Raw genomic sequence first — 17,548 nt, forward strand, 5'->3', positions numbered from 1 at the left:
TCTTACCTCATTCTTAATGTTTAATTATTGTGGCTAGTTACAATAACAGGAATATCTTGGTTCCAATCAAATGAAAGTTGGACAATTACTACTTTCCCTTCCAAATTAAGCCGTTTCGCACGAGCCAATATATTGGCCAATTCATCACGATTGCTTGGACGAAATAAAAAAGCGCCTGCCGTATCCGCCAAATTACTCCAATCCTGTTTCGTATCAAATACACAACCAACTGATTGGTTTCCCAATTTAGCTTGTTGATGACGTGGCCATGAAAACCCACCGTTATCTAAAATAACAAAAGTAATACCAAGGCCATAATCAACAGCTGTTACTACAGCACTACTCCCCATTTGAAAAGAGCCATCACCAATTACCGCTACTACAGGCTGCTCTCGTGTAGCTAGCTTAGTTCCGAGTGCGACTCCTAACGGCAATCCAAGCGCTGTCATTTCACCCGGTACAAAAGTACGCCCAGGTGGTTGGACTGCATACACAGGATAGACATACCCCCACATGTCATGTAGACCGTTATCCTGTACTAACTGTAAATCTGCCCCAAATTGTTCAGCTAACATCATTAGAGTTGCTCTTACTGGTTGTGCCTCATAATCTACTTCCAACCATTTATTCAAAATACTTTCTTTAACAGACTGAATTTGTTGCTGCCAAGCCTTACGGTTGATGAACTTTGATTTGATTCTCATATTGAGTTCACGTAATGTATAGTAAGCATCACCCAACAACACATAATCTGTTGTTAGTGATCGACATAGTGACTCGTAGTCTATGTCAATCTGAATCGTTGTCTTGGACATAGCCAATTCATTCCATCCCATAAATGCAGTTTCCTCTAACTGGCTTCCAACAATAAGTACAAGATCTGCCTCTTGTAGTAAGACCTTCGCTTCAGGTACTGTGTAAAGCCCAATTAAACCAAATGAATTTTGAGCATGTTCATCGACAATGCCACGAGCAGATGCAGTAGTAAACACTGCAGCGCTATGAATATCTGCAAACTCTCGAAATATTTGTTCCGCTTGCTTACCACGGCACCCACCACCCGCGATAAAAACAGGACGTTCTGCTTTTTCAAGAGCCTTTGCCACACGCTCAATCGTATCTGGATTAGCAACTGATCTCAACGGTATTACCGATAGCGCTAACTCATTTTCCACAAAATCCTCAACAATTAGGTCATCTGGTAGTTCTATGAAAACAGGTCCAGGTTTTCCATTGATCGCGTAATGGAATGCACGTTGCAGCGCCCATAGCGCCTGATCTGGTGATTCGACTCGGTAGCACCATTTCGTAATTGGTCTCATAAATGAGATGGCATCCATCTCTTGAAACATTGCTTTGCCACGCGAATCGCGTGATGTACCATTTGAAACAATCACCATGGGAACAGCAGCGGAAAACGCTTCCAATATACCCATTGCTGAGTTTGCTAATCCCGGACCAGGGCTTGTTACAAACACGGATGGTTTACCAGTTTTCTGTGCATATCCCATAGCCATACCAACCGCAATACGTTGGTCGCGAGCTGTCCAAACTTCAAATTCACCTCGCTCATATGCTGCCTCAAGCAATCCTTGTCCATCACCAACCATACCGAAAATGGTTTTGATTCCTGCTTCTAAAAGTTTATTTGCATACAATCCCCAAATATTTACATATTGATATTTATTCACAGCTATTACTCCTCATTAAAAATTAATCTAACTCTTTTGACCATATAACAAAGCCACTTCACGAGAAATCAAGAGTGGCCGACTCTCATGATAGTTTCCAAACCTTACGTAATTAGCTCGACAGCCATATCCACCGAATTCATTATTACCGCTTTCAATATCAAACAGTGAAGCATCAATTGCAACCATATGTTGGCTAGTTAATACTTCAGCCAAAAGTGGAGCACCAAAGACGCTAATTCCCATCGTCGATTCAATATTTTCCGGCAAGTACAACCATTCTAATATTTCACTGTTTTCATCGTAAATTACTACATTAAATACTGGCCCAAAAAACTCATTTGCAGGTAACCTTGATTTAATTTCAGATACAAGAATAGTTGTCTCAACCACATTATCCTCTATATTCACATTGCCTCCAAATATTATAAAATCATTATATTCGGATAAAAAACAAGATATACTATCAGCGACCCCCTCATAGAAGATTGGGTTAATTTGTGCCTTAGACTCTTTGCGTTTCCCAAATGTCAATTGGTTTACTTCCGAAATTAACTTATCTATAAACTCCTTCTGCTTACTGCGATGGACAAAATATACATTTGGGCACATACAATCTTGCCCAGTGTTAAATGTTCGGGCATCAACAGCTGATTTTCCTGCTGTTTCGATGTCCGCATCTGGTCCGACTATGAACGGGTTAACACCCGATCCAAAATATAGAAATAGGGCATTAGGATGTTGTTCCATAACATCCAAACTATTCTCATAACGACCAGTGAAAATTACCATATCTGATCCCTGTATATGTTGATTGAATTTACGCTGGGAAAGATTTAATATCTCAATTGGCCATGCACCGTCTCCATTCAGTAATTGATGAATGCGATTCAATATCTCAGCTGATTGTTTAGAGGGACGGATATAAACTCTTTTTGAAAATGCACCTGGAATCACCCCATACAGGATATATGAATAAAGTACAACATTCGATGAATGATACACCGCTACTTTGTTGATATGTGCCGGTTGATAGTGTTTTATTTCTTCGTCAGCCCCACGTAAAGTCTCAATTGCAACTGCGATTTCTTCTTCTGCTGCACGATAACTTGCAATCTCCGTCAAGATATCAATCAATTCTTCCCTTTTCATTAACAACTTCTCTTCCATTTCTTTAAAAGAAGGTTTCATCATTGTAAAACTCTGCCGCATACTCTCACCCTTACATCTATTAATATTTTAAGACTATCTGACAAAATTCAATTCGATCAAAAGCTCAGATAATACCTGATGCTCTATTTCCCTAAGGTCTTTAAGGAGAATCTTCATCTCTTTTAATGTTGTTGAACTTGAACGTTTAGAATATTTTATCAACAATAATCGAATACGACGTGCACTATTCTCCACTTTTAAAAACGAGTGTACTATTTTAGAAGAAACAAGTCCTTGTTCGTTTAGATAACGGAGACGCTCTAACATAAACATCTTATGTTCCCAGAAATTATGAAATGGACGAATTTCGTAGTAAATATCAAACTGGATATTTCCATCCAACAACTCGTCTAGATACTTTAACATATAATCATAAACGCCAATTCCAAAAACATGATTCCCTGGTTTAAAAAACATCTGTAAACGCTTACAACTATTACATGCATTTAAATAGTCATCCACAAGCTCACAAACTAATTCAAGGTCAAGTGTATAATCCTTTCCCTGCTCATTTAAGTTCAGCAGATAAATATCATCAGTATAGTTTTTAACTTTTTCAGGAGTATATAATGACAAGTAGGCACGTTTAAACTCTTCAAATGAACAAACTGATTGTTTAAAATGCTGTCTTCGATTGTATCCTGAAATATAAAATTGTTTTAATTTTTGGTCGTATCCATGTACTAAAATTGTATGCGGAAAATGATTGCCATCAACATGATGAATACGATCCGAAATATAATACTCATCCACAAATGTATATACGTAATATCCTTTATTCAACCACTCTACAACATTTTCCAAAATTTGATTAGGTTCAATCAAATGATTGTTCATCTTGCATACTTCCAACCATGGTATTGGATAATTCTTGAAAGAACCAAACGTGCCTTCAAAAAAGTCAATTTTTAGCACCTTAGTACTTTCAAACAGATTTTTATCACACCATATTTGTACATAATTACTATAAAGCCACGGTTTACTCTTTTCAGTAGTTGTCACAATAGACAGCGGATAAGCATGAATCAAATAGCCTTTTAGAGGCGGATCTTGTAACGGCAATATTTTTTTCATTAGCTACTCCTTTAAAATTTTGTATTGTCTAATCTTGAATTTACCAAGACATTTAGTCTGGGAACAAACAGTATCTACTATTTTAAATGAACCATAAATTACTTCCCCCCCATGCTTAACCTGTTTTGTAATTCTTCCTAAACAGATTAGATTATCACCTGGATAGGTAACATTGACAAATTTAATTTTGAATTCTTCTAATCTATCTTCAGGAAACCAATCACAAATAGCCAAATGGGCAAATCCCATGAGTAGCATCCCATGAGCAATTACGTTTTTATATCCTATCTGCTTAGCTACCTCCTCTGAGATATGAATTGGGTTGTAATCCCCAGAGGCCTCCGCATACTTCAAAAGTAAAAAATTAGTTATTTCCGGAAAAACATATTCCATCTAAAATCTCCTATAAATTGATTAAAATCAGATTCTGATTTTTGTAAAAAATGTCGATCGAGACGAAAGTACATGTTCTTCAAATTGATTAAAATATTCTATCTTCACAATACACCTTTTTTCTATCTCTCTAATCGTTTTAAACTCGATTGTTGGTATACAAGTAATTGTATCTTCTGCAAACACGTCCCCATGATACTGATACTCTTGCTCAGCATGTACCAGTATGGATGGATCAATCCTATTTTTCTTACACAGTTCCTCAAATTGCGGGATACCAACCGTCTCTAAGTAGAACGGATATGTCGCTGGAATTGGAACATTTCGTAAACCACGTTTCATAGCTTCCGTTTTACAGCGATACACTGGGTCGTACTCTCCAATAACTTCTGCAAAAATCGCAATATGTTTTGAGGAAATCATAATTACAAATGTATAATCATTTCGCTCTATAAATTGCTCATCTTGTTTAATCATTTCTTCATCCCCTCATATAAATAGAATTATTTATATGGTAAAAAACAACTTGAAACGAAATCGTTTTTCTATTAATTAATCCCTATTAATTAATAATAACAAACAAAAAATATCTTTTTTTGTGCATGCGTTTGCATTTAAAACCAAAAAAATAAAGCGTTTGCATTTAATTATAAAAAATATTAAACCTTTAAATTTAAACCTGCAGCCTCTTCCAAGATTTCTAGAGTTTTTTCTGATATACAACGCCAGTTGTATATATTTTTCAAACGCAATTGAGCTTCCAGACAAATTTTCATATATAATTCAGGATTCTCAATCAATTCCACAATAGCATTTGCCAAAGCATGTGCACTCTTGGGTGGGACCAAAATCCCGCTTTTTCCATGTTGAATTGTCTCTGCCATACCACCTACGTTCGCTGCAATCACTGGAACACCATAATAAAATCCTTCCAATACAATATTACCAAAAGGTTCATATAAGCTTGGAACACATAACATATCTGCCGCATGATAATATGGTTCTAATTCCTTCAGTGAACGAACCCATCCAACATACTCTACACTCTTTTGCAACGATTCATCATAAGAGTTTAAAAGTTTATTTAGCCATTCCTGATCATCTTCTCCACTATGACCACCTACGACAAGCAATTTCAAATTGGATACTTGGGACTTAGCAATGTCTAACGCTTCAATAAGGATATCGAGTCCCTTGCGTTCGGTAAATCGCCCTACAAACAGTAATGTTGGAGGATTATCTCCATTAATTTTATTTTGCAATACTCTCACATCTGGTTCTATGAACCCATTAGGAATAACCGAAAGTTTCTCCATAGATCCAGGAAAATAATTTTCCATCATTTGTCCTTCTGAAGCGCTACAAACTATCAAATGGTCGGCCATTTCTACCAAATCTCGCTGCATCTTCATAAATTCAAAGTGCATAGGTAAAACTTCCACACCACGGATCTGCAAGTCTTTTTCTTCAATAGACCTCACTGTATAAATTATTGGCTTTCCTAAAGACTTCAACTGCTCAGCTAATTCCTTGAAAAAGAATATTTGAACATTTACAACATCAACAGTGTCAAATTGAATTACTTTAGACAATTCTTCGAATGAAATAGTAGGTGTCCATACAATTCGATAATCTTCATGTTCCTCTACCTCAATTTCTTGTCGACCAAACAAGTAATCATTGACCACAATAGTCAAATTTGTAATTTTACCTAAATGCTTGCACAGATTAGAGACACTTCGTCCCATCCCACCCCAAATGTTAGGCTCAAATTCCGTGGTAAGTTGCAAAACATGCATAAACTTTCTCCCTTCATCAAAAAAGTTTTTACTACCATCATCTTTTTATGCCAAATTTATTTGCTAAGGAAATATTTTAATATAAAAAAAAGACGATAATTTTCTTAATAATCTAGAATTTAATATTATGTGGTAGTCTACTAGATTTTTTGAATTTTTTTCCTCAACACCGTAATTTTACCACTATAATATTATTTAAGGCAAGCATTTTTTGAAAAAAAACCCAAAACAGTTCTGGTGCAAAGATAAACCAAACAAGAATAAAGCATATATATTCCTAACGGAATCGTATCTTATGTTGCAAGTCCAAACAATTGATGGATGAAATCTTTTTGTTTTGGACAGACTGGTTCCGTAAAGCAATCTGTTCTTTTTAATCATATGCATGGCTTCTACTCTAAAAAGAATGAATGTAGCTGTGTCAAAAGATTTAAAACCTAGCATAGAACGGATTCGCTTCTTTACAAAACGATGATCTTGTTCTACTATGTTATTCAAGTACTTTTGTTGTCTAAGTCGCATACCGTTAGGGGGTCTTTTTCTTTTTTTAACTGTTTAATTGTTATAGGATAGGCTGGATTCTTATCGACTGTTATTACACATAGCATTGAAACATGAAAAGATCGAAAAACTTTCTTGAAACAGCGCTTTGCAGCCTTATGATTTCTTGCTTTTCTTAGGCAAAAACGGATTGTTTTTCCGTTCGAATCAACAGCACGATACAGGTACATCCGTTGACCTTTTACTTTGATATATGTTTTATCAACTCACCAAGAGTCATTTATTTGTTTGAGGTAAAGTCGAATCCGTTTGTCTAATTCAGGACCATACTGATGAACCCAACACATAATCGTTATATAAGAAATGAATCCCCCCCCTCTTTCCCTTTTTTTTCACCTTCTATTAAATGAAGCTCTGCATCTTCTAGAAAAGCGTCCACATCTTCTTCTTTCATTCCTTTTGTTATTAAATACACTTTCGTATCGATTAAAAACTTTTCTCCTTCTTTAGAAATCTGCATGATAACCCCTCCCTTATTTAACCACTTCTCTTCTATTCGTCTTCATCATAATTTCAACAAAAATTAAAATAAACAAACTTCCGTATAAACATATAATTTGAAATAACATTGGAACAAGGTCTTCTGATGTAAATGTTTTAAACACTAACATAATAGCAAGCGGGATGATTAAATATAAGTTTTTAAACCATCCATTAAAATATATATTTATTGCTACTGTAATGATGAAAATACCACCAGCTAATATATAACTTTGCATTTGGGTGAATATAAACATTTTTGTAGGATAAATCACATCTAATATCGTTACAGCCCCTATTAGAAACATTGGTGCGATTATGACTAACGACCACATAGCAAACCATATTTTTGTAAAACTTGTTACGAAAGTCATTTTGCGAAGTAGAAAATTAGGACCTATCACAACTAAAATTAATGACAAACTATATCCAACGCACTGAATAAGTGACATCTGTAATAGTCCGTTATTCACTATTAGAATAGAAGCAATAATCCAAAACGATACGATATTCATTACTGTAAAACCAATTTGCTTCCACGTTTCCTGTCTATCTCTTTCCATCACTTTTACAAGTTCATTTGCGTATTCTTTCGGTGAGCTTCCGAAAATTTCTTCTACACTTTTCCCATCACTCTCACCTTCTATTAAATGAAGTTCTGCGTCTTCAATAAAGCTTTCCATATCGCTTTCTTTCACACTCTTTGCAGTCAAAAACAACCTCATATCTAATAAAAACTTTCGTGCTTCATTTGATAGCATTATCTTCTTCTCCCCTTCCCTTCAAGTAGACGTTCCACACTACTTTGCATCGCTTCCCAGCGATCCATAAATTCATCCAGTGCATCTTCGCCATCTTCTGTTAACGTGTAATATTTCCGTTTTGGACCAGATGGGGATTCCTTCATTACACTTTTTATGAATCCTTCCTTTTGCATTCGTATTAATAACGGATAAATACTTCCCTCACTCGCCATTGTAAAGCCATACTTTGCTAGCTTCTCACTCATTTCATAACCGTATATTTCACCTTCAGAAATAATAGCAAGTAAGCATCCCTCTAAAATCCCTTTCAGCATTTGACTTGTCGACATAATTCAAATCCTCCTACTATCTTGTTTTACAAGATAGATAAGCGTAAGTATCTTGCTTTACAAAATAGTATAGCAGAGACTATTTTGCAAAACAAGATAGCTAACAATATTTTTCCAAATCTTTGCAGGATTTTTCTTATCCACTCTCTAAATAGAGCAATATGAGAACTTTATTACGAAGGGATGTTTTTCATCATGGTTACAAATCGAGTTGTTTTTTTAACAGGTGCTGCAAGTGGTATTGGATATGAAATGGGAAACGCTTTTGCAAAAGAAGGTGCAAAAGTTGTTATTACCGATCGTCTTGAAGAACGTGCAAAAGAAGCTGCTGAACAACTACAAAAAGAGGGCTTTCAAGCTATCGGCTTAAAATGTGATGTTACATCCGAAGAAGAAATAGAAGCATCCATTTCCCAAACTGTTAATCATTTCGGTTCATTAGACATATTAATTAATAACGCAGGCATGCAACACGTTTCACCAATTGAAGATTTTCCAACCGAAAAATTCGAGCTACTAATTAAAATTATGCAAATCGCTCCTTTTATCGCAATTAAGCATGCCTTCCCTATTATGAAAAAACAAAAATATGGCCGTATTATAAATGTAGCTTCCATTAATGGCCTCGTTGGATTCGCTGGAAAAGCTGCTTATAATAGCGCAAAACATGGTGTAATTGGATTAACAAAAGTTGCCGCTTTAGAAGGGGCTACTCACGGAATTACTGTTAATGCACTTTGTCCCGGTTATGTCGATACCCCTCTCGTACGGAATCAATTACAAGACTTGGCCACTACACGAAATGTACCACTTGAAAATGTTTTAGAGGATGTCATTTATCCACTTGTACCACAAAAGCGCTTATTACAAGTACAAGAGATTGCTGATTATGCAATGTTTTTAGCGAGTGAAAAAGCGAAAGGTATAACTGGGCAAGCTGTCGTTATCGATGGTGGTTATACCGCTCAATAAAAAATAAAGTTTGCTCACGAAGAGCAAACTTTATTTTTTATCACGAGGATCGTCATACTGTAGTAATTGCCGCGGTAACTTTTCTATTGCAACAATTACCCCATCTAATTTACTTTCAATTCGATGAAGTAAATATAATGTTACAACAATAGGAAACCCTACATTACCTATCATCTTGATCCACTCTTCCATCTTTTTCTCCTCCTTTCATTATATAAATAAGACAAAAGAACACATTTAGGCATAAAAAAACAAGCTATTATGTATTAGCTTGTTTTTTCAAACAATGATGCAATTTCTCGCTTATAATCTCCACGTATAATACCTTGCTCAGTAATGATACCTGTAATTAATTCATTCGGTGTTACATCAAATGCAGGATTATAAACATTAGTTCCAACTGGTGCCACCTGTTTCCCAAAAATTTTCGTAACTTCTGTTTCATCTCTTTCTTCAATAACAATTTCAGCACCTGTTTGTTTCGTAATATCAAATGTCGATAGTGGAGCTGCAACGTAAAACGGAATATCAAAATATTTTGCTAATATAGCTAAATTCATTGTTCCGATTTTATTTGCGGTGTCTCCATTTGCAACAATTCGGTCCGCTCCTACAATAATCGCGTTTATTTCTTTCGTTTGAATAGCATGAGCTGCCGTATTATCTGTAATAAGTGTTACATCAATATGTGCCTGTTTTAATTCCCAGGTCGTTAAGCGACCGCCTTGTAAAACTGGTCTCGTTTCACATGCATATGCATGTAAATGTACACCTTTTTCTTTCCCAATATAAAACGGCGCTAATGCAGTACCATATCTAACAGTTGCGATACTGCCAGCGTTACAAATTGTTAAAATGTTATCACCGTCTTTAAAACATGATAATGCATGTTCTCCAATACTCCGGCATACTGCTTCATCTTCTTGCTGAATGAGAAGCGCTTCTTCTTCTAATACTTTTTGTGCTTCTTTTATTGTAGTAATTCCTCTAATAGATTCTCTCATACGATCGATTGCCCAAAATAAATTGACTGCTGTCGGGCGTGACGTTCCTAAATAATTACAATCTCTATTAAACTTCTTTTGAAATTCTTCAATATGTACGGTATCATATTTTTTCGATGCAAGCGCCAATCCAAATGCAGCTACAATTCCAATTGCAGGTGCTCCTCTTACTTCTAGCATGACAATACTTTTCCATACCTCTTCAATCGTCGTTAATGTTTTGTATTCTGTGCTATGCGGCAACTTTGTTTGATTTAATACTGCAATGGCATCACCTTTCCAACTGACAGACCTCGGAATCGTAACAACTGTACTCATGCTTTTATCCCTCCAGAAACTGTCTGTTGAAATAATGTTCGGAACAGTTGAATATCAGCGTTCTTAGATTCATATTTTATTAGTTCTCTACCTAAGGATAACGCTTGTTTCTTAGCTTGAATTCTCGTTTCTTTATTTGTTATTTCATCTAAATCAACTACATGCGCTAAACCAATTGTTCTACGGATAAGCTCACATCCTGCAAATCCAACGGCATCCGTAAAAATGTTTTGCAAAATAATTGGTAGCCATTGCTTTTCTTTCGTATATGCTTCTACACCTTCTCTAATCCATAGCTTCGTAAAAGTTTCTACAAAATAACTCCAAGTCTTCTCTATATGGAAAAATAGTACACCTCTCTGTTCTTCTTCTCTAGATAGAGCATTTAATAATAGATTTGCAATAAATTGCCCGATGTCAAATCCAAATGGACCGTATGTTGCAAATTCTGGGTCAATCACTTTCGTTTCAGAAGGTGATGAAAAAATACTTCCAGTATGTAAATCTCCATGAATGAGTGCCTCTTTTCTCGTTAAAAATTTATATTTATATTGCGCTACTTTTAGTTTTAAAGTTTTATCACTCCATAGTTCATCTACAGCCAATTGTAACTCCGACTCATAATCATTCGTATCGTAATGCCCAAACGGATCTGTAAACACTAAATCTTCTGTTATTTTGCAAAGGTCTGGATTTACAAATGTACCTTCTAGTACCCTTTTCTCTTCTGACTGTAAACCAAAATCTGAAGTATAAAATAAAACATTCGCTAGAAAACGACCGATATGCTGGGATAGAAGTGGATACTCTTCTCCGTCTATTAATCCTTTTCTTGTAATAGTTAATCTTGATAAGTCTTCTATGACCGTTACCGCTAATTCTTCATCATGACTATACACTACCGGCACATATTCCGGCACATACTTTGCAAAAATTTGCAGCGCCTTACTTTCAATCGTCGCTCTTTTTATAGACAACGGCCAGCTCTCACCAACTACTTTCGCATATGGTAGTGCTTGTTTTATTATAATTGACTTCACTCCATCATCTAATTTGAACACGTAATTTAAATTTCCATCTCCAATTTCATGACAAACTACATTCGCTTTCTTTTCAAAATAGCCATGTTCTTTCGCATATTGTACAGCGGTTACTTCTGTTAATGAATAATATCCCATCGTCTTCTCCCCCTTTTTTAATTCAGAGGTTTTTCTAGCATAAGAAAAACCTCTTTCCACTAAGAAAGAGGTTTGAAGTTTATCTTCTCCCCTCTTATCTGCCAGAAAGTTTTACTTTCTGCTGGAATTAGCACCGTGCCTTTTGGCGTCATAAACGCCCCATTTCACAATGGTATTACGGTCGGTTGCTGGGCTTCATCGGGCCAAATCCCTCCACCTGCTCTTGATAAGAGTTGTATAATTTTTTAGAATTTTTAACTTTATGTTGAAGACTATACCAAGAATAAAAATCACTTGTCAACATTTTATTTGTATAATTCTGGACGACGATCTGCAAAAACTGGAATTCCTTTACGTACTTCTTCAATTTTCTCGAATGTAAGCTCTCCAAATAAAATTGATTCTTCTTCATTCGCTTCTACAACAATTTCACCCCAAGGGTCGACAATTAAAGAATGACCAGCAAACTCATTATTCGGATCTTTTCCTGCCCTATTACATGCAACAACATAACACTGATTTTCAACTGCTCTTGCTTGCAATAACAAACGCCAATGTGCTAAACGAACTAATGGCCATTCTGCTACAACAAATAAAACTTTTGCACCTTTAGCAGTATGAACACGCATCCACTCTGGAAAACGAATGTCATAACAAATTGTGCCGGCACACTCTACATCATCTAATTTAAATTCACCTGTACTATTTCCAGCGATTAAATATTTATGTTCATCCATAAGCTGAAATAAATGTACTTTACTGTATTCATTAACTAGTTCTCCTTTATTCGTTACAACATACATTGTATTTGTAACACCTTGCTCCGTTTGCTTTGCTATAGAACCACCAACAATATGTACACCATATTGTTTCGACCATTCTATCAACTTTTCTTTCGTTTCCAATCCATCCCTATCTGCAATTTCAGAAAGTCTCGTTAAATCATAACCTGTTGTCCATAGTTCTGGTAAGACGATAACATCTGGTCTTTCCTTCATTGCTTCGCTTATTTTATTTTTAGCATTCTCAATATTTTTTTCTACATCTCCAAAGACAATATCCATTTGAATACATGCGACTTTCATTTTTTCAGCCCCATTCTCATTTTTTTCTTTACAAAATACTGGAAAGATTATATCATTTGTCACTAGAATTGTAACAACTTTCAAAAGAGGTGGAAAGTATGAAATTATTTCAACCTTCTGAGATAGTAACATCATTGCCAACACAATTTTTTGCTTCACTTGTTGCAAAAGTTAACAAAGTCGTAGCAGCTGGTCACGATGTTATTAATCTAGGTCAAGGTAATCCAGATCAACCAACGCCGCAGCATATCGTAAAAGCTTTACAAGATGCTGCAGAAAAGACCATTCATCATAAATATCCGCCATTTCGCGGACATGAAAGTTTAAAAGAAGCCGTGGCAACATTCTATCAACGTGAATATGATGTAGTAGTAAATCCAAAAACTGAAGTTGCTATTTTGTTTGGTGGAAAGGCTGGATTAGTAGAATTACCAGTTTGTTTTACAAACCCTGGTGATACGATTCTCGTTCCCGATCCAGGCTATCCAGATTATTTATCAGGAGTTGCTTTAGCAAAAGCACAATTTGAAACAATGCCGCTTATTGCAGAAAATAATTTTTTACCAGATTATACGAAAATCGATGACTCTATTGCCGAGCGTGCAAAATTAATGTTTTTAAACTATCCAAATAATCCGACCGGTGCTACTGCATCAAAAGATTTCTTTGATGAAACTATTCATTTTGCTAATAAACATAATATATTAGTCGTTCATGATTTTGCTTATGGTGCGATTGGATTCGATGGTCAAAAACCTGTTAGTTTCTTACAAGCAGATGGTGCCAAAGATACAGGAATCGAAATTTACACATTATCAAAAACTTTCAATATGGCTGGCTGGCGCATTGCTTTTGCGGTAGGGAATGAAAGTGTGATTGAAACAATTAACTTATTACAAGATCATATGTATGTTAGTATTTTTGGTGCCGTTCAAGATGCTGCCCGCGAAGCACTATTAAGTTCACAGTCTTGCGTAATAGACCTTGTAAACAGTTACGAATCTCGAAGAAACGCTCTTATTTCAGCTTGTCACTCAATTGGTTGGAATGTAGACATTCCAACAGGATCATTCTTTGCATGGCTTCCTGTACCAGAAGGTTATACATCTGAGCAATTTTCTGATATTTTACTAGAAAAAGCACACGTTGCGGTTGCTCCTGGTGTTGGATTTGGTGAACATGGCGAAGGGTACGTCCGTGTTGGTCTCTTGCATACAGAAGATAGATTACGAGAAGCCATTAATCGAATTGATAAATTTAATTTTTTTAAAAAGTAATTGACAACATGAAAAATATCTGACAAAATTCAGTTATCTTAAAAATTTAAACATTTCTAAATACTTCTTATCAAGAGCAGGTGGAGGGACGAGCCCGACGAAACCCGGCAACCGATCTACATAATTGTAGACACGGTGCTAATTCTCGCAGCATTACGCTGACAGATAAGGAGCTGGTTGTAAAAAAACCTCTCCTTAGCTGAGAGGTTTTTTTATTTAACTAGGAGGTTATAACAATGAGCGGAATTATAGCGACGTATTTAATCCATGATGATTCACATAACTTAGAAAAAAAAGCTGAGCAAATTGCACTCGGTTTAACAATTGGCTCTTGGACTCATTTGCCACACTTATTGCAAGAACAGTTAAAGCAGCATAAAGGCAACGTCATTCATGTTGAGGAGTTAGCTGAACATGAACATACCAATTCGTATTTACGTAAAAAAGTAAAACGCGGAATTATTAAAATCGAATATCCGTTATTAAACTTCAGTCCAGATTTACCAGCAATTTTAACGACTACATTTGGGAAGCTATCACTTGATGGCGAAGTAAAATTGATTGACTTAACTTTTTCAGACGAGTTGAAAAAACATTTTCCTGGTCCAAAATTCGGGATAGATGGTATTCGAAATCTTTTACAAGTGCATGATCGTCCCCTTTTAATGAGTATTTTTAAAGGAATGATTGGACGAAATATTGGGTATTTAAAAACGCAATTACGCGATCAAGCAATTGGTGGTGTAGATATAGTAAAAGATGATGAAATATTATTTGAAAATGCATTAACACCACTTACGAACCGCATTGTATCTGGAAAAGAAGTTTTACAATCCGTATATGAAACGTACGGACATAAAACGTTATATGCCGTAAATGTAACAGGACGAACTTTTGATTTAAAAGAAAATGCAAAACGTGCTGTGCAAGCTGGAGCTGATATTTTATTATTTAACGTATTTGCTTACGGACTAGATGTACTACAATCACTTGCAGAAGATGATGAAATCCCAGTTCCTATTATGGCACACCCTGCTGTAAGTGGCGCTTATTCAGCATCCAAGTTATATGGAATTTCATCTCCATTATTACTCGGAAAGCTGCTACGTTATGCTGGGGCTGATTTTTCATTATTCCCATCTCCATACGGAAGTGTTGCGCTAGAAAAAGAGGAAGCTCTTGCTATCTCAAAATATTTAACTGAAGACGATGTATTTTTCAAGAAGAGCTTTTCCGTTCCGTCTGCTGGTATTCACCCTGGTTTCGTTCCCTTTATTATACGAGATTTCGGTAAAGATGTTGTGATTAATGCTGGCGGCGGGATACATGGACATCCAAATGGAGCGCAAGGCGGAGGTAAAGCTTTCCGTACTGCCATTGATGCTACTTTGCAAAATAAACCACTCCATGAAGTAGATGACATAAATTTGCATAGTGCACTACAAATATGGGGAAATCCCTCTCATGAGGTGAAATTATGAGTATTCAAGTATTTTGTGATTTCGATGGCACGATTACAAATAATGATAACATCATGTCCATTATGGAGAAATTCGCACCACCAGAAGCTGAAGAAGTAAAGAATAGAATTTTATCACAAGAGCTATCTATTCAAGAAGGTGTTTCTCAATTATTTCAATTAATACCTACTAATCTGCACGATGAAATTATTCAATTTTTAATAGAGACTGCTGAAATTCGTAATGGTTTTCATGAATTTATACAATTTGTAAATGAAAACAATATTTCCTTTTATGTTATATCAGGTGGAATGGATTTCTTCGTCTATCCACTCTTACAAGGACTCATTCCAAAAGAGCAAATTTACTGTAATGAAACAGATTTTTCAAATGAATACATTACGGTAAATTGGCCTCATCCTTGTGATCGTCATTGTCAAAATCATTGCGGATTATGTAAATCATCACTTATCCGTAAATTGAGTGATACGAATGACTTCCATATTGTAATTGGAGATTCAATTACCGATTTACAAGCTGCGAAACAAGCAGATAAAGTGTTCGCTCGTGATTTCCTTATTACAAAATGCGAAGAAAATCATATTTCTTATACAACATTTGAAACGTTTCACGATGTTCAAACTGAATTAAAACATTTGTTGGAGGTGAAATTATGAAACAACTTTTTCGTCAATGGTATGACTTAAGCGAGATAAAAAAAGAATTAACAACACGAAATTGGTTTCCAGCAACGAGTGGTAATATTTCTATAAAGGTTAGTCATGAACCACTCACTTTTCTCATTACATCAAGTGGTAAAGATAAAACCAAAACGACTCCAGATGACTTTCTACTAGTAGATCATCTAGGGGTTCCCGTATTAGAGACTGAATTACGTCCTTCAGCAGAAACAATCTTGCATACACATATTTATAACAATACGAATGCTGGGTGCGTCCTTCATGTTCATACAACTGATAACAATGTCATCACAAATTTATATAGTGATGCCGTCACACTTCAAAATCAAGAAATTATTAAAGCTCTCGATATTTGGGAAGAAGGTGCAACAATTCACATTCCTATTATCGAAAACCATGCTCATATCCCAACGCTTGGAGAAAACTTCCGCAAGCATATACAGGGAGATTCGGGGGCAGTATTAATCCGTAACCATGGTATTACCGTATGGGGCCGAGATAGCTTTGATGCAAAGAAAAGATTAGAAGCTTATGAGTTTTTATTCCAATTTCATATAAAACTATTATCAATTCAAGGAGGCGTTTCTAATGGCGCAAATTCGTATTCATGAAATAAATACTCGCATTGAAAATGAAGTAGAAGTATCAAAATTTCTACAAGAGGAAGGCGTTTTATATGAGAAATGGAATATTTCCAAACTTCCTACTCATTTAAAAGAAAATTACTCATTAACAGATGAAAACAAAGCTGAAATATTAGCTGTGTTTTCAAAAGAAATTGCTGATGTTTCAGCACGCCGAGGTTATAAAGCACATGATGTAATTTCACTTTCAAATAGCACACCTAACCTTGACGAACTATTAATTAATTTCCAAAAAGAACACCATCATACTGATGATGAAGTTCGCTTTATTGTTAGTGGTCATGGCATCTTTGCCATTGAAGGAAAAGATGGGACATTCTTTGACGTTGAACTTGAGCCAGGCGATCTCATATCTGTTCCTGAAAATGCAAGACATTATTTTACCTTGCAAGATGATCGTCAAGTTGTAGCTATTCGTATTTTTGTTACAACTGAAGGTTGGGTTCCAATCTATTAAGGTAGTTAGTTGAATAAAAGGTCTTGGACCCCCTTTTCCAACCTTTTATTCACTCTACATATATACATCCTCCTATGGAGCAGGCTTATTTCAAAAAATGAAATAAGCCTGATTTTTTATTTTCTCAAACATATGCGTCCTTCCTTTCA

19 protein-coding genes, 1 pseudogene and 2 riboswitches are annotated in these 17,548 nt (G+C 35.7%); of the genes and pseudogenes, 6 read left to right on the forward strand and 14 right to left on the reverse strand.

Features of this window, described 5'->3' with window-relative positions:
- Positions 1-20 precede the first annotated feature (20 nt).
- From ACVWY7_RS10950 to ACVWY7_RS10995, 10 genes and pseudogenes are all read right to left on the reverse strand, one after another.
- On the reverse strand, positions 21-1,691 hold the full coding sequence (locus tag ACVWY7_RS10950) for a thiamine pyrophosphate-binding protein (protein ID WP_456523791.1): 1,671 nt from the start codon (positions 1,689-1,691) through the stop codon (positions 21-23).
- A 27-nt stretch (positions 1,692-1,718) separates the two neighbouring features.
- Positions 1,719-2,882 (reverse strand): aldehyde dehydrogenase family protein, encoded by a 1,164-nt coding sequence (locus ACVWY7_RS10955; RefSeq protein WP_456523792.1) that lies wholly within the window; start codon positions 2,880-2,882, stop codon positions 1,719-1,721.
- 54 nt (positions 2,883-2,936) lie between these two features.
- Positions 2,937-3,977 (reverse strand): hypothetical protein, encoded by a 1,041-nt coding sequence (locus ACVWY7_RS10960; RefSeq protein ID WP_456523793.1) that lies wholly within the window; start codon positions 3,975-3,977, stop codon positions 2,937-2,939.
- Positions 3,978-3,980: 3 nt separating this feature from the next.
- Positions 3,981-4,370 (reverse strand): MaoC/PaaZ C-terminal domain-containing protein, encoded by a 390-nt coding sequence (locus ACVWY7_RS10965; RefSeq protein ID WP_456523794.1) that lies wholly within the window; start codon positions 4,368-4,370, stop codon positions 3,981-3,983.
- Positions 4,371-4,397: 27 nt separating this feature from the next.
- Complete coding sequence (locus tag ACVWY7_RS10970; RefSeq protein ID WP_456523795.1) at positions 4,398-4,847, reverse strand: FAS1-like dehydratase domain-containing protein; 450 nt, start codon at positions 4,845-4,847, stop codon at positions 4,398-4,400.
- A gap of 182 nt (positions 4,848-5,029) precedes the next feature.
- A complete protein-coding gene (locus ACVWY7_RS10975; protein WP_456523796.1) occupies positions 5,030-6,169 on the reverse strand; it encodes a glycosyltransferase family 4 protein in 1,140 nt (379 codons plus the stop codon).
- Between the two features lie 293 nt (positions 6,170-6,462).
- Positions 6,463-7,053, reverse strand: a pseudogene (locus ACVWY7_RS10980) (IS6 family transposase); the annotation flags it as partial.
- The gene (locus ACVWY7_RS10985; protein WP_456523797.1) at positions 7,023-7,190 is read right to left on the reverse strand and encodes a hypothetical protein; all 168 of its coding nucleotides are present in this window, start codon (positions 7,188-7,190) and stop codon (positions 7,023-7,025) included. The pseudogene ACVWY7_RS10980 and the gene ACVWY7_RS10985, both read right to left, overlap by 31 nt.
- A gap of 13 nt (positions 7,191-7,203) precedes the next feature.
- The gene (locus ACVWY7_RS10990; RefSeq protein WP_000950452.1) at positions 7,204-7,971 is read right to left on the reverse strand and encodes a DUF1129 domain-containing protein; all 768 of its coding nucleotides are present in this window, start codon (positions 7,969-7,971) and stop codon (positions 7,204-7,206) included.
- Positions 7,971-8,303, reverse strand: a complete 333-nt coding sequence (locus ACVWY7_RS10995) for a PadR family transcriptional regulator (RefSeq protein WP_000107964.1) — start codon at positions 8,301-8,303, stop codon at positions 7,971-7,973. The genes ACVWY7_RS10990 and ACVWY7_RS10995 overlap by 1 nt, the downstream gene beginning before the upstream one ends.
- A gap of 195 nt (positions 8,304-8,498) precedes the next feature.
- Here ACVWY7_RS10995 and ACVWY7_RS11000 point away from each other — a divergent pair, with 195 nt between their 5' ends.
- Entirely contained in the window at positions 8,499-9,275 is a 777-nt protein-coding gene (locus tag ACVWY7_RS11000) for a 3-hydroxybutyrate dehydrogenase (protein ID WP_000258436.1), read from the forward strand.
- Positions 9,276-9,305: 30 nt separating this feature from the next.
- On the opposite strand, the gene ACVWY7_RS11005 is transcribed toward ACVWY7_RS11000, so the two are convergent.
- The 4 genes from ACVWY7_RS11005 to ACVWY7_RS11020 all read right to left on the reverse strand — a co-directional run bounded on the left by ACVWY7_RS11005 (position 9,306) and on the right by ACVWY7_RS11020 (position 12,944).
- On the reverse strand, positions 9,306-9,467 hold the full coding sequence (locus ACVWY7_RS11005) for a YvrJ family protein (protein ID WP_000393331.1): 162 nt from the start codon (positions 9,465-9,467) through the stop codon (positions 9,306-9,308).
- A gap of 74 nt (positions 9,468-9,541) precedes the next feature.
- The gene (mtnA, locus tag ACVWY7_RS11010; protein ID WP_105989242.1) at positions 9,542-10,597 is read right to left on the reverse strand and encodes an S-methyl-5-thioribose-1-phosphate isomerase; all 1,056 of its coding nucleotides are present in this window, start codon (positions 10,595-10,597) and stop codon (positions 9,542-9,544) included.
- A complete protein-coding gene (gene mtnK / locus ACVWY7_RS11015; protein ID WP_105989255.1) occupies positions 10,594-11,775 on the reverse strand; it encodes an S-methyl-5-thioribose kinase in 1,182 nt (393 codons plus the stop codon). The genes mtnA and mtnK overlap by 4 nt, the downstream gene beginning before the upstream one ends.
- A 91-nt stretch (positions 11,776-11,866) precedes the next feature.
- Positions 11,867-12,008, reverse strand: a riboswitch (SAM riboswitch).
- A 72-nt stretch (positions 12,009-12,080) separates the two neighbouring features.
- A complete protein-coding gene (locus ACVWY7_RS11020) occupies positions 12,081-12,944 on the reverse strand; it encodes a carbon-nitrogen family hydrolase (protein WP_033686370.1) in 864 nt (287 codons plus the stop codon).
- A 14-nt stretch (positions 12,945-12,958) separates the two neighbouring features.
- Here ACVWY7_RS11020 and ACVWY7_RS11025 point away from each other — a divergent pair, with 14 nt between their 5' ends.
- From ACVWY7_RS11025 to ACVWY7_RS11045, 5 genes are all read left to right on the forward strand, one after another.
- On the forward strand, positions 12,959-14,137 hold the full coding sequence (locus tag ACVWY7_RS11025) for a pyridoxal phosphate-dependent aminotransferase (protein WP_144508038.1): 1,179 nt from the start codon (positions 12,959-12,961) through the stop codon (positions 14,135-14,137).
- 64 nt (positions 14,138-14,201) lie between these two features.
- Positions 14,202-14,309, forward strand: a riboswitch (SAM riboswitch).
- 64 nt (positions 14,310-14,373) lie between these two features.
- Positions 14,374-15,618 carry a 2,3-diketo-5-methylthiopentyl-1-phosphate enolase gene (gene mtnW / locus ACVWY7_RS11030; RefSeq protein ID WP_001989648.1) on the forward strand — a complete coding sequence of 415 codons (1,245 nt, stop codon included), beginning with the start codon at positions 14,374-14,376 and terminating at the stop codon, positions 15,616-15,618.
- Entirely contained in the window at positions 15,615-16,274 is a 660-nt protein-coding gene (mtnX, locus tag ACVWY7_RS11035) for a 2-hydroxy-3-keto-5-methylthiopentenyl-1-phosphate phosphatase (RefSeq protein ID WP_000027475.1), read from the forward strand. Before mtnW ends, mtnX begins: the two co-directional genes overlap by 4 nt.
- Complete coding sequence (locus tag ACVWY7_RS11040; protein WP_144508040.1) at positions 16,271-16,909, forward strand: methylthioribulose 1-phosphate dehydratase; 639 nt, start codon at positions 16,271-16,273, stop codon at positions 16,907-16,909. The genes mtnX and ACVWY7_RS11040 overlap by 4 nt, the downstream gene beginning before the upstream one ends.
- Positions 16,887-17,399: a 1,2-dihydroxy-3-keto-5-methylthiopentene dioxygenase gene (locus ACVWY7_RS11045; RefSeq protein ID WP_000057306.1), complete on the forward strand. Its 513-nt coding sequence runs from the start codon at positions 16,887-16,889 to the stop codon at positions 17,397-17,399. Before ACVWY7_RS11040 ends, ACVWY7_RS11045 begins: the two co-directional genes overlap by 23 nt.
- Positions 17,400-17,548 lie beyond the last annotated feature (149 nt).

It is taken from the genome of Bacillus sp. TE9106W (genome assembly GCF_054062215.1).